Source organism: Paenibacillus albidus, assembly GCF_014644435.1.
Classification (GTDB): Bacteria; Bacillota; Bacilli; order Paenibacillales; family Paenibacillaceae; genus Paenibacillus_AQ; species Paenibacillus_AQ albidus.
The window spans coordinates 32,738-47,700 of sequence record NZ_BMKR01000049.1; the positions used below are offsets into that span (position 1 = coordinate 32,738).

Below are 14,963 nucleotides of genomic sequence, written 5' to 3' on the forward strand. Positions count from 1 at the left end.
GGCCTATGGCCTAGTGGCACCCTCTTTCCGGCTTAATAGAAGTCTACCTGCTGGTCCAGCTTCACTTCCTTCAATTTCCGTTCCAGGAATATTGCACTCGGCACCAGTGAGAATTCAAGACCCGCCAGGTCATCCGGCAGCGGCGGTATGATCATGAACTGCATTTGGGTATGCAGCCCGCCTCCATGACTCCCATGTCTGCGAATGTTGTATTCCTCCCCGCCCAGTACTTCCAGTGTCAAATTTGGCTTCAGATAGACCTCGCCGGCATCCTCTTCTAGCAAATATTTGATTTCGAGCGTCACCAGGCTGGCCTCTTTATGCTGCATAACATGGGTCAGCATATACTCACAGTCACCGGATATGGTCTTCTTCATCAGCGGCAGTACCGCCAGAAGTTCTCCCGGCTCCCTCAAATGATAATTCCGCTCCTGATCGTTCAGGCTGTGCAGGATAAACATCAGCTGGTCCGTCTCCATGCCGAATTTGGCCGCCCATTCCTCCAGCAGCTCCGCACCCGGCACAAACCGCTTACCGCCGGCCATTGCTCTGCGCTGTTTAACCAAACCCAGAATCTGCTCATCGATTCTCTGCGTTTCTCCGTTGTAATTATTCGGTATCACTCTTAACTCACTCCAGCCCATGTTTGCAGCCTCCTTAGTCCCATCCAATTTGTTATTAAATATAGCTCATCCACTTGATTATCCCATAAAAATACAATAAATAACAAACAAGCCGCCATTCCTCGGGGAGGAACAGCGGCCCGGTTTTCTCTTTAATTCCCCTTCTGCTCATACAAACTGCGGATGTCCACACCTTGCGGCAGCTTGAAGGGATGGGTCTGGTTAATCCGGTCGTAGAACATGATGCCATCCAGATGGTCGATTTCATGCTGAACCACGATGGCCTGATAGCCCTTGAATCTGAGCACAACTTCCTTGCCGGAAAGATCATAGGCCTTCAGTTTCACCTTCTCATATCTGGGGACGAAACCATCGACCGGCCGGTCTACGGACAGACAGCCTTCACTTTCCGGCAGATAGACCATAGACACGGAATGGCTGATGATTTTGGGATTGACCAGGGCATGTTCCACGGGATTACCTTTCTCATCCTTTACATACATAACGAACATCCGCTGTGTGAGTCCGACCTGATTGGCCGACAGCCCCACACCGGGGCGCAGCTTGTATTTCGCCGACATCTCCGGGTCCTGGCTGTTCTTCAGGAATAACATCATACATTGCAGCGCCGCGCGGTCTTTCTCCTGCAAGGGCAGCTCTACCGGTTCCGTCACGGTACGAAGCACCGGATGCCCTTCCCGAACGATATCATCCATCGTAATGATATAATCAGCGTTATATTTTGTAATAGACAACGTTTCATCCACCTTTGCCTTCAGATAAATGGGTTATGGATTAATAAATGCGGTCCGCAAATGACTGCTGTAATTCACATCGAACCCAAGGCCGGTAGCCAAAGATGCTAAAGGAAGATAGGTCTTGTCTTCTTTGCCGGCCTTTTGCAAAAATGCCGGAGTCTCAATGGCTACATCCCGTCCGTTCACTTGTACTACTTTGGAGCCGATCGTAATAACCACCGTTCTGCCACCATAAGTAATCGTGGCGCTTGAGGTTTTGTTGTCCCATTTCCCCTCTGCTCCAACGGCATTCAGAATATCCCTAAGCGCCAGGAAGTTCTGCCCATTCTTTAATATGGGTTTATTCGGTGTGTTCAGCTCTGCTCCCTTCACCACGATCGACATTGGTGCGGATGTGTCCGCCAAGGCTGTGGCGTCCGGCGTCCGGTATTGGCCCCATTGCAGGCCCGCAAAAACACCGGCTATCTTCTCATAGCCAAGCTGCGTAGGATGGAAATCCGATGCCTCCAGGCGCATAATGTGCGTCAGCGGTCCCTCTACCCCGGCAAACTGTGAAGCTACATGCGCCACCACCACCGGTGCCCCGTCGCGGGTCGTACTTGCGGCCACCTGCTCCGTATTAGCCGTAAAACGTGCCGCCGCACTCATGAGCTTGGTATAGGCTGGGCCTGCGGCAAGCTTGGAGGCCGGCTGATACTGATCGGCCAACATGATCGTCGCCTGCGGATTCACCATCCGTATATTCTCCAGCGCAGCCTTCACGTTGACCGAGTAAGCGGCAAGAACCTGCTCTACTCTGGCGTTGAAATCAGCCTCGGTCAAATCACGCGCCTGGAAAAGCAGGCTGCTCACATCGTTGCCGCCAATGGTAATGGTCACCAGATCGGCCTCAGCCAGCTCTGATTTTACCCCTGGAGCCTGGGCTGCAAATTGACCGATCCGCGGATCGGAGATGCCAATCTGAATCCGGTCGGGAAGCGTGGCCGCCCCATCCTTGATGGCTTCCGTATAATTACGCAAGCCTTCTGTAGTCAAACCAAGAATGCCGTAGTTGCTCAAAGCGCTTCTTCCGTGGTACCAAGCCTGCTCCAGCAGTCTCTCCGCATACCCGTAGGGCTTGATATTCGGATCCGTCATTCCCGGTTCATATCCGGCTGTAATCGAATCTCCCAGTGTGACGATGCGAAAAACATCGGACTGCGGGATTTGCGCAGGGGTTGTAGCCTCGGCAGCCTCAGCCGTCCTTCCACCTGCAGTTATCAGCACTGCCAACAACAGCAAGCTGCTTGTGCCGGCGGTCAGAGCCTTTTTCCATACATTCAGCATTGTGTTCCCCCTTAATGGTTATATTTCCATTCTACCATCCCCGCCATGTACGCAAAAGAGCAGCTCCCCAAACTTTCGGGAAACTACTCTTTACTCCAGAAGCCACTTCTTATGCACCTGTGTTCCATCCCACTGATCAGGACTCCCGGTCTTGGGAATCATCTTTTGGACCCGGTGATTGACCGGCCCGTTCCAGGTATTTGTCATAACGGTCATCCAGCTCACGGCCGATCTTGCGGTATCGCAGCGTCTCTTCGACTATAGGATCAAGTTTGGTCTGGATACGAATTTCGTACTTGGGGGAGATTTGCCGGACTTCCCTGGCTACCTTGTCCTCCGGCGCCATTTCACCGTCCTCCAGCAGTTCACTAAGCTTACGCTCCAGATTATCCTGCTCGCTCATGCACTCATTCCTCCTAAAGCTTATATCCTGTAGCATCCGCTTCTTTCAGCGACGCTACCAAATCTTCATGGATCCGGCCATTGCTGGCGACTACATGGCATGTGCCGATGTCATAGGCGCGTCCCAGCGTATCGGTAACCTTGCCGCCTGACTCCAGCACCAGCAGCACCCCTGCGGCACAATCCCAAGGTTTCAGGCCGACCTCCCAGTATCCATCCACACGCCCTGCCGCCACATAAGCCAAATGCAGCGCGGCCGAACCGCCTGCACGAATTCCGCGAATCTGCGGCAACAGGCTCTGCAGCCCGGCCATATTGGCCGGTTGGGCAAATTCCCGGTCCGGCGGAAAGCCCATGGCCAGCAGGCTGCCGGCAAGTTCGCTTTCCGAAGAGACCGAAGTAGGGACACCGTGCATATAGGCTCCCTTGCCTTTTTCTGCAACAAACATCTCATCACGGATCGGATCATAAATCACCCCTACCGTCAGATCACCGCGAATGACCAAGGCAATCGATACACAATAGAAAGGGAAGCCGTGAACAAAGTTCGTCGTGCCGTCCACCGGGTCCACAATCCACAAATACTCATGTTTCCGTGCTTCCGTGATTGCAGCTGCCGCTGCCTCATCACCCGGTTCAACTCCCTCCTCGCCCAGGATGGCATGATCCGGATAATGGGTCAGAATGAGCCGGCGGATCATTTGCTCCACGCCTTTATCCACTTCCGTCACCAGATCCTGAGCCGAAGTCTTGGTGCCCAGTTCCTTTACCAGACCCTGTCTGCTCTTGATCCATTCACCGGCCTTGGCCGCAGCATTAATCGCTACTGCAGTATGGCCCTTGCTGGTCACTACATAGGGTTCCCGTTCTTTTCGGCTATCAGGATTTAAAGGATTCATAGCTTCACTCTACTTTCTTAAACATATTCGTCATCTTAAGGCCCCGTCTTCCTGACGGGTGACTGCAATCAGGCATGTTAACCGCCGATGATGTGGTATCCTCCATCGACATAAATCACTTCACCGGTAATACCGCGTGACAGCCGGCTCATCAGAAACATCGCCGTATCGCCAACCTCTGCCGTGTCCGTGCCGCGCCGCAGCGGCGCTTTCTCCTCTACGATCCGCAGAATGGAATTGAAGTCACTGATCCCCTTGGCTGCCAGCGTACGGATCGGTCCTGCTGAAATCGCATTGACGCGGATGTTGCCCGGCCCCAGATCACTGGCCAGATAACGGACAGAAGCTTCCAGTGCCGCTTTGGCCACACCCATCACGTTATAATTGCGCATCACCCGTTCGGAGCCCATATAAGTCATGGTCACGATTGATCCGCCCTCCGTCATCAAAGGATGCAGACGCTGCGCTACGGCCACCAGTGAATAGGCGCTGATATCATGGGCCAGGGCAAAGCCGGCACGGGAAGTATCGGAGAACCGCCCCTCCAGATCTTCTCCCTTGGCAAAAGCAATACTGTGCACAAGCCCATGCAGTACACCAAAACGTTCCTTCAGTTCCCCGGCAAGAATATCGATATCCCCGTCCACCGTCACGTCGCAAGGCAGAATAACCGAGCCGGGAATCGTCTCGGCCAGCTTGCGCACACGGCTCTCCACCCGCTCATTCTCATATGTAAAGGCAAGACGGGCCCCTTGTTCGGCCAAGCTTCCGGCAATCGCCCATGCGATGCTGCGTTCGTTGGCAACGCCCATTACGACAATATTTTTACCCGTAAGCAAATCTCCCATGTCGCTTGCTCCTTCTCATTGACTTTCCTTCAACGTACCCTATTTCAGAATACATATCAAGTGATGGGTCGGCCTGTTTCTTTGCCTCACGCCTCCATTGGTCCCTGTTTATGGCTCTATATTAACGCTGGCTCCGTCTAAAAGAGTAATTCCGTTCCCGGCCTCAGCCAGCTCCTTCAGCGCCTCCATTAGTCCAAATAGGGCACCGTCCTTCTGTTTGGCCTCAATCATAACGTCCACCGCCGGCGTATCGGCAGCAATCCGCTTCAGAAAAGCCAGCAGCGGTGCCGACTCTACGCCATCGGCATGGCTGCGCGGGTCCGAGGGACTGCGCGGGCTGGAGACATGGATCTTGGGCGGCAGCAGCTCGCCGGGCTGTACATCCTTCAGCGCCAGTCCGCTTGTCCAGGTCCGCTGAATATCCGGCCACAGCTCCCAAGGAAGCTCGCCTTCGTTGTTCACCCACTGGTGATGAATGTCCAGCACCATCGGCAGGCCCAGATTCCGGCTCACCGCCAGCGTCTCCACGGCATTGAAGGTCTTATCGTCATTCTCCAGCGTAATGCGTTCTTGAATCTCTGCCGGCAATCTGCGAAAATGCTCCCCGAACCGTTCCGCCGCCGCAGGCTTGTCCCCATAGGCTCCGCCGATATGGATATTGTTCTTGGCCGTTGCCGGCAGGCGCATGGCCTTCAGCATATTCACATGATGCTGCAAATCGCGGATCGAGCTCTCCAGAACCTCGGGACGCGGCGTACTGAGCACCGTGAAATGATCGGGGTGAAAGGACACCCGCATCCGGTGGTTCAACACATATTGTCCCACTTCCTCGAACGCATCCGCCAGCCCCGCAAACGGATCCCAGTCCTGCAGATCAGGATGAGTGGCCAGCGGAATCAGCTTGGAGGTCAGGCGGTACACCTGGATATCTGATCCTACGTTATGCCTCAGCAGCCGAAGGGTGTTATGCAGGTTGCCGCGGGCGATACTTTCCAGCCGGCGCACAGCAGCTTCCCGGTCCGCCAATTTGTTGAAGGAAGCCAGGGTCATTGTTTTGGAAGGGGAACAGTCCGGAATCACCGTAGACATAGCCACATATCCGAAACGGACAATCATCCCTGCTCACCAAAAAACATCTCCAGCGCAAGTGCGCTCTGCACGCGGGATTCTTCTTCATTCAGCTTGCGGACGAGGTCCATCTCAACGGCTGTCACTTCCTGCCCCTGAAAATTGATCTCGGCAATAGAGGCCGATATTTTGACGATCGCAACCGCCACATTCTCCGGGGTGTACGCGATGACCTTCTGGCCGGTCGGATAGACGCGGAAGCCCTGCTTCACCATTTTGGTGCGGCCATATTCCAAAAGCTCGTACAGCTCCTGCTCATTCTTGAACTTGCATATGGTGTTGTACTCTGCCAAAAAACCCATATTCCTCGCTCCTTCCGGCCGGGATCATCCCGCCACTTAAGCTGGTTATTGTTCGTTGTCGTATTTTAGGTTCTGCTTGAATGTGTAACGTTCCAGTGCCAATTCAATCATACGGTCCAGCAGCGCCCTGTAAGATACGCCGGTCTCGCGCCACAAGAGCGGATACATACTGTATGGGGTGAAGCCGGGCATTGTATTCACTTCATTGATAAGAATTTTGCCGTCCGATTTGCGGAGGAAAAAATCCGCCCGGGTAATGCCGCTGCCCTCGATCGCCCGAAAAGCCAGCAGCGCCGCGTCACGCAGACGATCCGCAATTTCGGAATCGACCGGAGCGGGGATCAGCATTTGCGACTTGCCGTCGGTGTATTTGGCAGAATAGTCGTAATATTCTCCGGAAGAGACAATTTCACCCGGAACCGAAGCTTCCGGCTCATCATTGCCGAGTACGGCGACTTCCACCTCGCGGGCATCCACGAACTCTTCAATAATCACCTTGGTATCATAGCGCAAGGCGAGCTCGACGGCTTTGACCAGGCTTTCCTTGTCCACCGCTTTGGAAATCCCCACGCTCGAACCCAGGTTGGCCGGCTTTACAAATACCGGGTAGCCCAGTTTATCTTCCACTCCCATAACCAGTTCGTGGCTCTTTTGCTTCCAGGAGCTGCGGTTGAAATAGCAGTATTCGCACTGATCCAGTCCTGCCTCGCCGAACAACTTCTTCATTACAACCTTGTCCATCCCTGCGGATGAAGCCAATACGCCCGCTCCTATGTAAGGAATATTAGCCATTTCGAACAAGCCCTGAATGGTCCCGTCCTCTCCGTAGGTGCCGTGCAGCAGCGGGAACATGACATCCACCGTCTTCTCCCCACCGGCCAATCCGCTGAACACTACGTTCAGGGCAGCGCCCACATCCTCCGATGCATCTTCGAGCTTGAGCTGCTCTATACCGCTGTAAGGAGCTGTCAGGGTCGCGCCGACTTTCCACAGCCCCTTTTTGGAGATGTAGAAGGGCACAAGCTCATATTTATCGTAGTCAAAAGCGTTCATTACGGCAAAAGCGGTCTGCAGCGAAACCTCATGCTCCCCGGATTTGCCCCCGTACACCAAGCCTACGGTTAATTTGTCGTTCTTCATACACTAATAACCTCTTTCTACTTATAGATAGTCGCTAATATGAAAAAAACGGTAGGCCGTTCTATCGGTCCATGCATAGGAATCCTTATAATCCCAGAACCGGTGTCGGCTGCTCACCGTATGGGCATTCACCAGCGGTAGGCCTCCGGCATCAAAAGCTGTGACGATCGTGCTGTGCTGATAGTGGCCGTTGCCGTCCCAATCATACTGAATGATGTCGCCCAGCATCAGCTGCTCCGGCAGATCCATCATCTCGGCACGTAATCCACTGCCCCGTTTCCCGCTTAAATAGCGGTGCAGGCTGTCCGATACGGCCCAGCTGAAGCTCCACCATTCCTGAGAGCCGTTGTAGCCTTTGTACCACCAGCCCGTTTCTCTTTTACCAGTATAGTTGATCGGTGCTCCCCCTGCAAAGAGGCATTGGGACACATAATTGGTGCAGTCCACATCAAAGGTTTCGAAGGCCGGATTCCCATCCTTCCACCAGCGGTCCGCATAAGCCGCAGCTTCCTCGCGCCGGTAACGGACTTCCCGTGATCCCCCGCTCCCCTTCAGTATATTCCGGTTCAGAAGCGGCTGTGACGGCTGTGGTACCGGCAAGACCTCTCCCCATTTGGAGTACCTCCCGGAGAGTTCAAGCTCCGGCGGCTGCTGGCGTATGGAGCTCCTTTCCGGTACACTGCGCTCCACCACAGCAATCAACCAGTCGTTTCCTTCCCGCACAAAAGTGAGCTGCTCCGTCTCAACCTTGTCTTCACGGTGTTTGATCCCGCCCTTTTCGTAATACAGTGCACTGTGCAGCTCCACCTCTGCCACCACCTCGGACGGCGTCTGCCGGAGAGTCCGCAAGGTTTTCACTCCGGTCTCTGCGCGCAGCGGCACAAGGCCCCTTTGGCTATACCATTCTGCCAGCCGCCGTGAACGTTCCCCCTGCTCCACCAAGTAACGGGGATCTTTGACCGTAGTCCGGCCCGGCTCGGACCCGGGGGCTACCCGCCCCTTGTTCATCTGATCTACATATGTGTACAGACACTTCTTCCACTGCTGTTCCATTATATTTCCCGCCCCTCTTTCCCTGTTTGCTGCTCCTTCTATGTATATGAAGAGAAAGTGGCCGCTATACAGATAGAATCGGCGGGGCGTATGATTTCCTCTGGAGCCGTGTGTCCCTCAATGAGTGCACCCGCAAGCTCCGCTGGCCCGGGCGCCATATTCTAAGGCATTTTTGCCTTTCGTTTGGGCCAATTCGGCCAGGACGCCACATTCTAAGGCATTTTTGCCTTTCGTTTGGGCCAATTCGGCCAGGATGCCACATTCTAAGGCATTTTTGCCTTTCGTTTGGGCCAATTCAGCCAGGACGCCACATTCTAAGGCATTTTTGCCTTTCGTTATGGCAAATTCAGCCCGGATGCCACATTCTAAGGCATTTTTGCCTTTCGTTTGGACCAATTCAGCCAGGACGCCACATTCTAAGGCATTTTTGCCTTTCGTTTGGGCCAATTCGGCCCGGGCGCCACATTCTAAGGCATTTTTGCCTTTCATCCGAGCCAATCCGGCCCGTTCCCATCGGGGGGGGATGGCTTGTATCTATATAGGCTGAGTTTCAGTCACTATTGTTTCCAACCTCTATCGTTCCAGTTACAACTATTCCGGCTACACATGCATATTCCCGCCACATCTATAAGGTTATTTTCCGCTTATTTCCACCGGATGCTGAAAGCGGAAACAATAGAGTGGGTAAGCTAAATATGGGCTTAAAAACAGCAAAAAAAACTTTACTCGCCCCTGTGTAACCGTTATACTTAATAATAGATGCAATATTGAAATGGTGTTTCAACAGATGAAACAAGGAGGCGCATATATGCCAAGCAAGGATCATTTTTCGTTGGCCCGCACCCTGGAGTCGGGCGGCAAAAACTATCGTTACTACGATCTTAAATCCCTTGAAGATCAAGGTCTGGGTGACATCTCCTCCCTGCCTTTTTCCATCAAAGTCTTACTTGAAGCCGCAGTCCGCCAGTTCGATGGACGGGCAATCACGGAAGAACATGTGAAGCAGCTCGCTGGCTGGGCCGGCGACATCGACCGCAACAAGGAAATTCCTTTTATCCCTGCCCGCATTGTGCTGCAGGATTTCACCGGCGTACCAGTGGTGGTTGATTTGGCCGCTATGCGCGATACCGTCAAGAAAGCCGGCGGAGATCCCAAAAAGATCAATCCGCTCGTACCCGTGGATCTCGTTATCGACCACTCGGTTATGGTGGATGCTTTCGGCACCGCAGATGCTTTGGAATACAATATGAATATCGAGTTTGAACGCAACGAGGAGCGTTATCGTTTCCTGCGTTGGGCGCAGACTGCTTTTAATAATTTCCGTGCAGTTCCTCCTGCTACCGGCATCGTGCATCAGGTGAATCTGGAGTATCTGGCATCCGTGGCTGCTACCAAAACCATCGATGGCGAAACCGAAGTGTACCCTGATTCCCTGGTAGGCACCGACTCCCACACTACCATGATCAACGGCCTCGGCGTTGTGGGCTGGGGTGTTGGCGGTATCGAAGCGGAAGCGGGCATGCTGGGACAACCGCTCTATTTTGTCACTCCTGATGTAGTTGGCTTCAAGCTGACAGGCAGCCTGGTAGAAGGGGCTACGGCAACCGATCTGGCCCTGACAGTTACCCAAATGCTGCGCAAAAAAGGCGTAGTCGGCAAATTTGTCGAATTCTACGGACCGGGTCTGGCCAACATCAGTTTGGCGGACCGTGCAACGGTAGCCAACATGGCACCGGAATACGGAGCAACAATCGGCTTCTTCCCTGTAGATGAGGAGACGCTGGCTTACCTGCGCAACACCGGACGTCCCGATGACCTCGTGGAACTGGTGGAGAACTACTATAAAGCACAAGGCATGTTCCGCACCTCGGATACACAGGACCCGCAGTTCAGCGATATCATTGAGCTGGATCTGGCATCCGTAGTGCCGAGCTTGGCAGGACCAAAACGTCCGCAAGACCGGATTGAGCTGACCCACATGAAAGAGAACTGGGAAGGGATTATCCGAACTCCTGTGGACAAAGGCGGCTATGGCCTCAGTGACGAGAAAATCGCTCAAACTGTAGAAGTTCAGCACAAAAATGGCACCACCAGCAAGCTTAAGGCCGGAGCAGTTGTAATTGCGGCTATTACAAGTTGCACCAACACCTCCAACCCAAGCGTTATGCTAGGCGCGGGTCTCCTGGCCAAGAAGGCCGTGGAACGCGGCTTAACCAAACCGGGATATGTTAAGAGCAGCTTGACCCCGGGATCGCTTGTCGTTACTGAATATTTGGAAAAAGCGGGTCTGTTGAAGCCGCTGGAAGCATTGGGCTTCTATGTGGCCGGCTACGGCTGCGCAACCTGTATCGGCAACTCCGGCCCGCTGCCGGATGAAGTCAGCCAGGCCATCACCGATAATGACATGACGGTAGCTGCGGTAATCTCCGGCAACCGGAACTTTGAAGGCCGTGTCCATGCTCAGGTGAAAGCCAACTACCTGGGATCACCGCCGCTTGTGGTTGCCTACGCGCTTGCAGGAACCGTGGATATCGACTTGCAGACAGAACCGCTGGGCTATGATCCGCAAGGCGAGCCAGTTTTCCTCAAGGACATCTGGCCAACCACTGCCGAGATACGCGAAGCAATCGGCCTCTCCCTAAGTCCGGAGATGTTCCGCCGCAAATACGAGAACGTATTTACAGCCAACGAACGCTGGAACGCGATTCCTGTACCGGAAGGTGAACTGTACGAGTGGGATGATAATTCCACGTACATTCAGAATCCGCCATTCTTCGAGCATCTGGCTGACGGTCTGGGTGATATTGAGAACATTACCAATGCCCGCGTCCTTGCCCTGCTCGGCGATTCCGTGACGACCGACCATATCTCGCCGGCCGGCAACATCACCACTTCGGGTCCTGCCGGTGAATACCTGCGCGGACATGGCGTAGAACGGGCCGACTTCAACTCCTACGGCTCCCGTCGGGGTAACCATGAAGTCATGATGCGCGGTACGTTTGCCAATATCCGCATTCGGAATGCCGTTGCGCCAGGCACAGAGGGCGGAGTTACCACCTTCTTACCAAGCGAAGAAGTTATGTCCATCTACGATGCTTCCATGCTGTATCAATCGGCCGGACAGAATCTTGTAGTTATCGCCGGTAAAGAATACGGCACAGGCAGCTCGCGTGACTGGGCCGCAAAAGGAACCCTCCTGCTAGGAGTCAAAGCAGTCATCGCCGAGAGCTTCGAGCGGATTCACCGCAGCAACCTTGTCGGCATGGGCGTTCTTCCGCTCCAATTCCAGGAAGGCCATGGCTGGACCAGCATGGGACTGACCGGACGCGAGACCTTCAACATTACGGGGCTGAGCAATCAGGTATTGCCGGGTCAGGAAGTGACGGTTACCGCCACCCGCGAAGACGGTACCCAATTTGACTTCCCGGTTATCGCACGGCTTGACAGTACAGTAGATATTGATTACTACCGCAATGGCGGTATTCTGCAGACTGTGCTTCGCCAAATGCTGGCGGACGCAACCACTACAGACAACGCCCTTCCGGTTGAATAACCCGAAAGAGCCGGCCTAGCCGGTCTCTTGAATAATCAAGCCCCCGGCACCTCTCCTTACTGGAGAAATGCCGGGGGCTTTTTAAGGATATTTTCAATAGTGACATACAGATTGCGTTTCTTATTACACTCCCTTAGCGCTGCAGACTTTGGCCGTTTGTGGCAATGACTTCTTTATACCAATGGAATGATTTCTTCCGGTACCTTTCCAGTGTGCCTGACCCGTCGTCATGGCGGTCCACATAGATAAAGCCATAGCGTTTTTTGAGTTCGGCTGTAGAAGCGCTGACGAGATCAATGCAGCCCCAGGAAGTATAGCCCATTACTTCAACTCCATCAGCAATCGCTTCGGCTACCTGCACCAGATGATCATTCAGGTATTTGATCCGGTAGTCGTCTTCGACGGTCTTTTCTCCATGGCCGTTAGTAATAAGCTGATCAACTGCGCCAAGCCCGTTCTCCACGATAAACAGCGGCTTCTGGTAGCGGTCATAGAACATGTTCATCACGTAGCGCAGGCCTTGCGGATCAATCTGCCAGCCCCATTCACTCGCCTGCAGATACGGATTCGCCACCCCGCCGATCAGGTTGCCCCCCCGCGCCTCCAGCTTGACAGGGTCCGCTGTTTGACAGGTGCTCACATAATAGCTGAATGAGATGAAGTCTACCGTGTGCTTAAGGATTTCCTCATCGCCGGGCTCCATATGAATCGAAATGTTATTTTCTCTGAAATAACGTTTCATGTAACCTGGATAATACCCGCGTACATGAACATCGGCGAAGAAATAGTTCTTGTGCTCAAACTCCATAGCGGCAATCACGTCATCCGGGTTCGGTGTCAGCGGATAGGTCGGCATACTGAGCACCATACAGCCGATTTGAGCACCGGGAGCAAGCTCATGACCGATTTTGACTGCCATCGCACTGGCCACGAATTCGTGATGAACGGCCTGGTAGAGATCTTGCTTGCTCAGCTCTTTTTTCGGAGTATAAATACCCCCGCTCATGAACGGTTCCTCCAGAATAGAATTAATCTCATTAAACGTCAGCCAGTACTTCACCTTGTTCTTATAGCGGCTGAACACCACTCTTGCATAACGTTCATAGAATTCCACCAGCTTGCGGTTGACCCAGCCGTTATAGTGCTTGGACAAATGCAGCGGAGTCTCATAGTGGGAAATGGTCACCAGCGGCTCGATCCCGTATTTATGGCACTCGTCAAAAAGATCGTCGTAGAATTGCAGGCCTTGTTCATTCGGCTCCAGCTCATCCCCCTTTGGAAAAATCCGCGACCAGGCAATCGACGTTCTGAATACCTTGAAGCCCATCTCTGCAAACAGCTTAATATCTTCCTTGTACCGGTGATAAAAATCAATACCGACCAGTTTCATATTATCCTCGGTGGGGGTCTCTGTAATTGGCCCCTTTATGCCGTTCGGTGATACGTCCTGCGTGGACCAGCCTTTGCCGTCTTCATTGTAGGCCCCTTCGAGCTGGTTGGCAGCAACTGCCCCGCCCCACAAAAAACCGTCTGGAAATTGCAAACCCATTCTTCATCCCCGCCTTCTCTTGAATTCGTAATCTTCATATAATTTCCGCTTCAGAACTTATGATAAACTGTGGTTATCGTCCTCTTGTGCATCCTAAAGGATGAAACGCGTTACATGTCAAATATCTTTTTCTACAAGGAGCAGGATTATGTCGAATCTTGAACGCATAGCAAAACTATCCGGGTTCTCAAAAGCCACTGTCTCCCGGGTTCTCAATCATTCTCCTCATGTCAGCCAGGAAACCAGAGCCACAATCCTGCAAATCATGAAAGAGCTGGACTATGTGCCCAACCGCAACGCTATCTCCCTGTCCACAGGCCAGACCCTGCAGATCGGAATGATTACATCTTCCATCAACGAGATTATGCTGCCGTTCCTGAACGGATTTGTCGAAGTAGCGGAGCAGCACGGGTTCCAGACAATCATCTATACAACAAATGATGATACGAGCAAAGAGCGGCAGGCCTTTGAAGATCTGAGACAAAAAAGAGTGGACGCTCTCGTCATTATTTCCTGTGTAACCAGCGCCAAGGAGGTGGAGTCCTACTGCAAATACGGACCGATTGTCTCCTGGCAGCGCATGGACAACCCGGCCATTGGCTCGGTAGCGATGGACCAGTTCAAGGGGTATACTTTGGCGCTTGATCATTTAATTCCTAAAGGACATACGCGGATCGCAAATGCTCTGGGCAGAACCTACAGCATCAATACCCGCAGCCGGCAGCAAGCCTATGAACAAGCGATGCAAAAATATAATCTTCCCGTATTACGCCAGTTTTATTATCCTTCTACGTACACCATTCTGGACGGCGAGCGGGTGATGCGTGCCATGCTCCAGCAAAGCGAGGCACTGCCTAGTGCCATCCTCTGCTCGAACGACCATGTGGCAGCAGGCGTTCTGTGCGAAGCCCGCCGCCAGCACCTGCGTGTGCCCGGGGACCTGGCGATCGTCGGCTTCGACGACACCGAGCTGTCCCACACCTTGGGGATTACGACGATCCGCAACCCGATCGCTGCCCAGGCCCAAAATGCCTTCCATCTCCTGTCCGGCCCGTTGCGGGGCATTGACATGCCACAGGCTGAGCTGTGTTTTGAGCTGATTGAGCGGACAACCACCTAGAGCCTCCGAAACCAGGCGGGCGCGAGCCTGGCGGCAGACAGTGGGAGCCGCGGGGGAGCGGCAGCCGAAAGAGGGGCCCAGTGAGGAGCAAACTATGGCAGGGAGCGAGGGGGCACGGCGGGAGCCTTCCTGCCTCCACGGAAGGCATTTTTGCCTTCCCTTGGACCGGCGGGGGCCTTTACGCCTCCACGGAAGGCATTCCCTATTTAGCCCCCTTATCCACTTGGACACTTTAACCCACTTCAGATACACTACAGGAAGT

Annotated in this window: 15 protein-coding genes; 3 read left to right on the forward strand and 12 right to left on the reverse strand. The window is 53.6% G+C overall.

The window, feature by feature from the left end; genetic code table 11:
* Positions 1-32: 32 nt before the first annotated feature.
* From IEY53_RS31435 to IEY53_RS31485, 11 genes are all read right to left on the reverse strand, one after another.
* Positions 33-644, reverse strand: coding sequence for a hypothetical protein (locus tag IEY53_RS31435; RefSeq protein ID WP_189031859.1), 612 nt, complete (start codon positions 642-644; stop codon positions 33-35).
* Between the two features lie 131 nt (positions 645-775).
* The gene (gene def, locus IEY53_RS31440) at positions 776-1,372 is read right to left on the reverse strand and encodes a peptide deformylase (protein ID WP_189031879.1); all 597 of its coding nucleotides are present in this window, start codon (positions 1,370-1,372) and stop codon (positions 776-778) included.
* 39 nt (positions 1,373-1,411) lie between these two features.
* A complete protein-coding gene (locus IEY53_RS31445; RefSeq protein WP_189031860.1) occupies positions 1,412-2,707 on the reverse strand; it encodes a stalk domain-containing protein in 1,296 nt (431 codons plus the stop codon).
* A 136-nt stretch (positions 2,708-2,843) separates the two neighbouring features.
* The gene (locus tag IEY53_RS31450) at positions 2,844-3,110 is read right to left on the reverse strand and encodes a hypothetical protein (protein ID WP_189031861.1); all 267 of its coding nucleotides are present in this window, start codon (positions 3,108-3,110) and stop codon (positions 2,844-2,846) included.
* 13 nt (positions 3,111-3,123) lie between these two features.
* Positions 3,124-4,008 carry an inositol monophosphatase family protein gene (locus tag IEY53_RS31455; protein ID WP_189031862.1) on the reverse strand — a complete coding sequence of 295 codons (885 nt, stop codon included), beginning with the start codon at positions 4,006-4,008 and terminating at the stop codon, positions 3,124-3,126.
* Between the two features lie 77 nt (positions 4,009-4,085).
* The gene (gene fabI, locus IEY53_RS31460; RefSeq protein ID WP_189031863.1) at positions 4,086-4,856 is read right to left on the reverse strand and encodes an enoyl-ACP reductase FabI; all 771 of its coding nucleotides are present in this window, start codon (positions 4,854-4,856) and stop codon (positions 4,086-4,088) included.
* Positions 4,857-4,964: 108 nt separating this feature from the next.
* Positions 4,965-5,972: a UV DNA damage repair endonuclease UvsE gene (gene uvsE, locus IEY53_RS31465; RefSeq protein WP_189031864.1), complete on the reverse strand. Its 1,008-nt coding sequence runs from the start codon at positions 5,970-5,972 to the stop codon at positions 4,965-4,967.
* Positions 5,969-6,286, reverse strand: coding sequence for a hypothetical protein (locus IEY53_RS31470; protein ID WP_189031865.1), 318 nt, complete (start codon positions 6,284-6,286; stop codon positions 5,969-5,971). Before IEY53_RS31470 ends, uvsE begins: the two co-directional genes overlap by 4 nt.
* Before the next feature lie 45 nt (positions 6,287-6,331).
* On the reverse strand, positions 6,332-7,426 hold the full coding sequence (locus IEY53_RS31475; RefSeq protein ID WP_189031866.1) for a D-alanine--D-alanine ligase: 1,095 nt from the start codon (positions 7,424-7,426) through the stop codon (positions 6,332-6,334).
* Between the two features lie 21 nt (positions 7,427-7,447).
* Complete coding sequence (locus IEY53_RS31480) at positions 7,448-8,482, reverse strand: amidase domain-containing protein (RefSeq protein ID WP_189031882.1); 1,035 nt, start codon at positions 8,480-8,482, stop codon at positions 7,448-7,450.
* 114 nt (positions 8,483-8,596) lie between these two features.
* Entirely contained in the window at positions 8,597-8,968 is a 372-nt protein-coding gene (locus tag IEY53_RS31485) for a hypothetical protein (RefSeq protein WP_189031868.1), read from the reverse strand.
* Positions 8,969-9,287: 319 nt separating this feature from the next.
* Here IEY53_RS31485 and acnA point away from each other — a divergent pair, with 319 nt between their 5' ends.
* Entirely contained in the window at positions 9,288-12,032 is a 2,745-nt protein-coding gene (acnA, locus tag IEY53_RS31490) for an aconitate hydratase AcnA (RefSeq protein ID WP_189031871.1), read from the forward strand.
* A 133-nt stretch (positions 12,033-12,165) separates the two neighbouring features.
* Here the strand turns inward: acnA and IEY53_RS31495 are convergent, their stop codons facing one another.
* Complete coding sequence (locus IEY53_RS31495) at positions 12,166-13,581, reverse strand: glycoside hydrolase family 1 protein (RefSeq protein ID WP_189031873.1); 1,416 nt, start codon at positions 13,579-13,581, stop codon at positions 12,166-12,168.
* A 148-nt stretch (positions 13,582-13,729) separates the two neighbouring features.
* On the opposite strand from IEY53_RS31495, the gene IEY53_RS31500 reads away from it, so the two are divergent.
* Together IEY53_RS31500 and IEY53_RS31505 are read left to right on the forward strand one after the other, a co-directional pair.
* The gene (locus IEY53_RS31500) at positions 13,730-14,701 is read left to right on the forward strand and encodes a LacI family DNA-binding transcriptional regulator (RefSeq protein WP_189031875.1); all 972 of its coding nucleotides are present in this window, start codon (positions 13,730-13,732) and stop codon (positions 14,699-14,701) included.
* An 80-nt stretch (positions 14,702-14,781) separates the two neighbouring features.
* Positions 14,782-14,937: a hypothetical protein gene (locus IEY53_RS31505; RefSeq protein WP_189031877.1), complete on the forward strand. Its 156-nt coding sequence runs from the start codon at positions 14,782-14,784 to the stop codon at positions 14,935-14,937.
* Positions 14,938-14,963: the final 26 nt, after the last annotated feature.

Excerpts from the sequence above, each read along its gene's own strand:
- IEY53_RS31475 (WP_189031866.1), bottom strand. The coding sequence starts at position 7,426 with ATGAAGAACGACAAATTAACCGTAGGCTTGGTGTACGGGGGCAAATCC.
- IEY53_RS31500 (WP_189031875.1), top strand. The coding sequence starts at position 13,730 with ATGTCGAATCTTGAACGCATAGCAAAACTATCCGGGTTCTCAAAAGCC.
- fabI (WP_189031863.1), bottom strand. The coding sequence starts at position 4,856 with ATGGGAGATTTGCTTACGGGTAAAAATATTGTCGTAATGGGCGTTGCC.
- IEY53_RS31435 (WP_189031859.1), bottom strand. The coding sequence starts at position 644 with ATGGGCTGGAGTGAGTTAAGAGTGATACCGAATAATTACAACGGAGAA.
- uvsE (WP_189031864.1), bottom strand. The coding sequence starts at position 5,972 with ATGATTGTCCGTTTCGGATATGTGGCTATGTCTACGGTGATTCCGGAC.
- IEY53_RS31495 (WP_189031873.1), bottom strand. The coding sequence starts at position 13,581 with ATGGGTTTGCAATTTCCAGACGGTTTTTTGTGGGGCGGGGCAGTTGCT.
- IEY53_RS31470 (WP_189031865.1), bottom strand. The coding sequence starts at position 6,286 with ATGGGTTTTTTGGCAGAGTACAACACCATATGCAAGTTCAAGAATGAG.
- acnA (WP_189031871.1), top strand. The coding sequence starts at position 9,288 with ATGCCAAGCAAGGATCATTTTTCGTTGGCCCGCACCCTGGAGTCGGGC.
- IEY53_RS31450 (WP_189031861.1), bottom strand. The coding sequence starts at position 3,110 with ATGAGCGAGCAGGATAATCTGGAGCGTAAGCTTAGTGAACTGCTGGAG.
- IEY53_RS31485 (WP_189031868.1), bottom strand. The coding sequence starts at position 8,968 with ATGAAAGGCAAAAATGCCTTAGAATGTGGCGCCCGGGCCGAATTGGCC.
- IEY53_RS31455 (WP_189031862.1), bottom strand. The coding sequence starts at position 4,008 with ATGAATCCTTTAAATCCTGATAGCCGAAAAGAACGGGAACCCTATGTA.
- IEY53_RS31445 (WP_189031860.1), bottom strand. The coding sequence starts at position 2,707 with ATGCTGAATGTATGGAAAAAGGCTCTGACCGCCGGCACAAGCAGCTTG.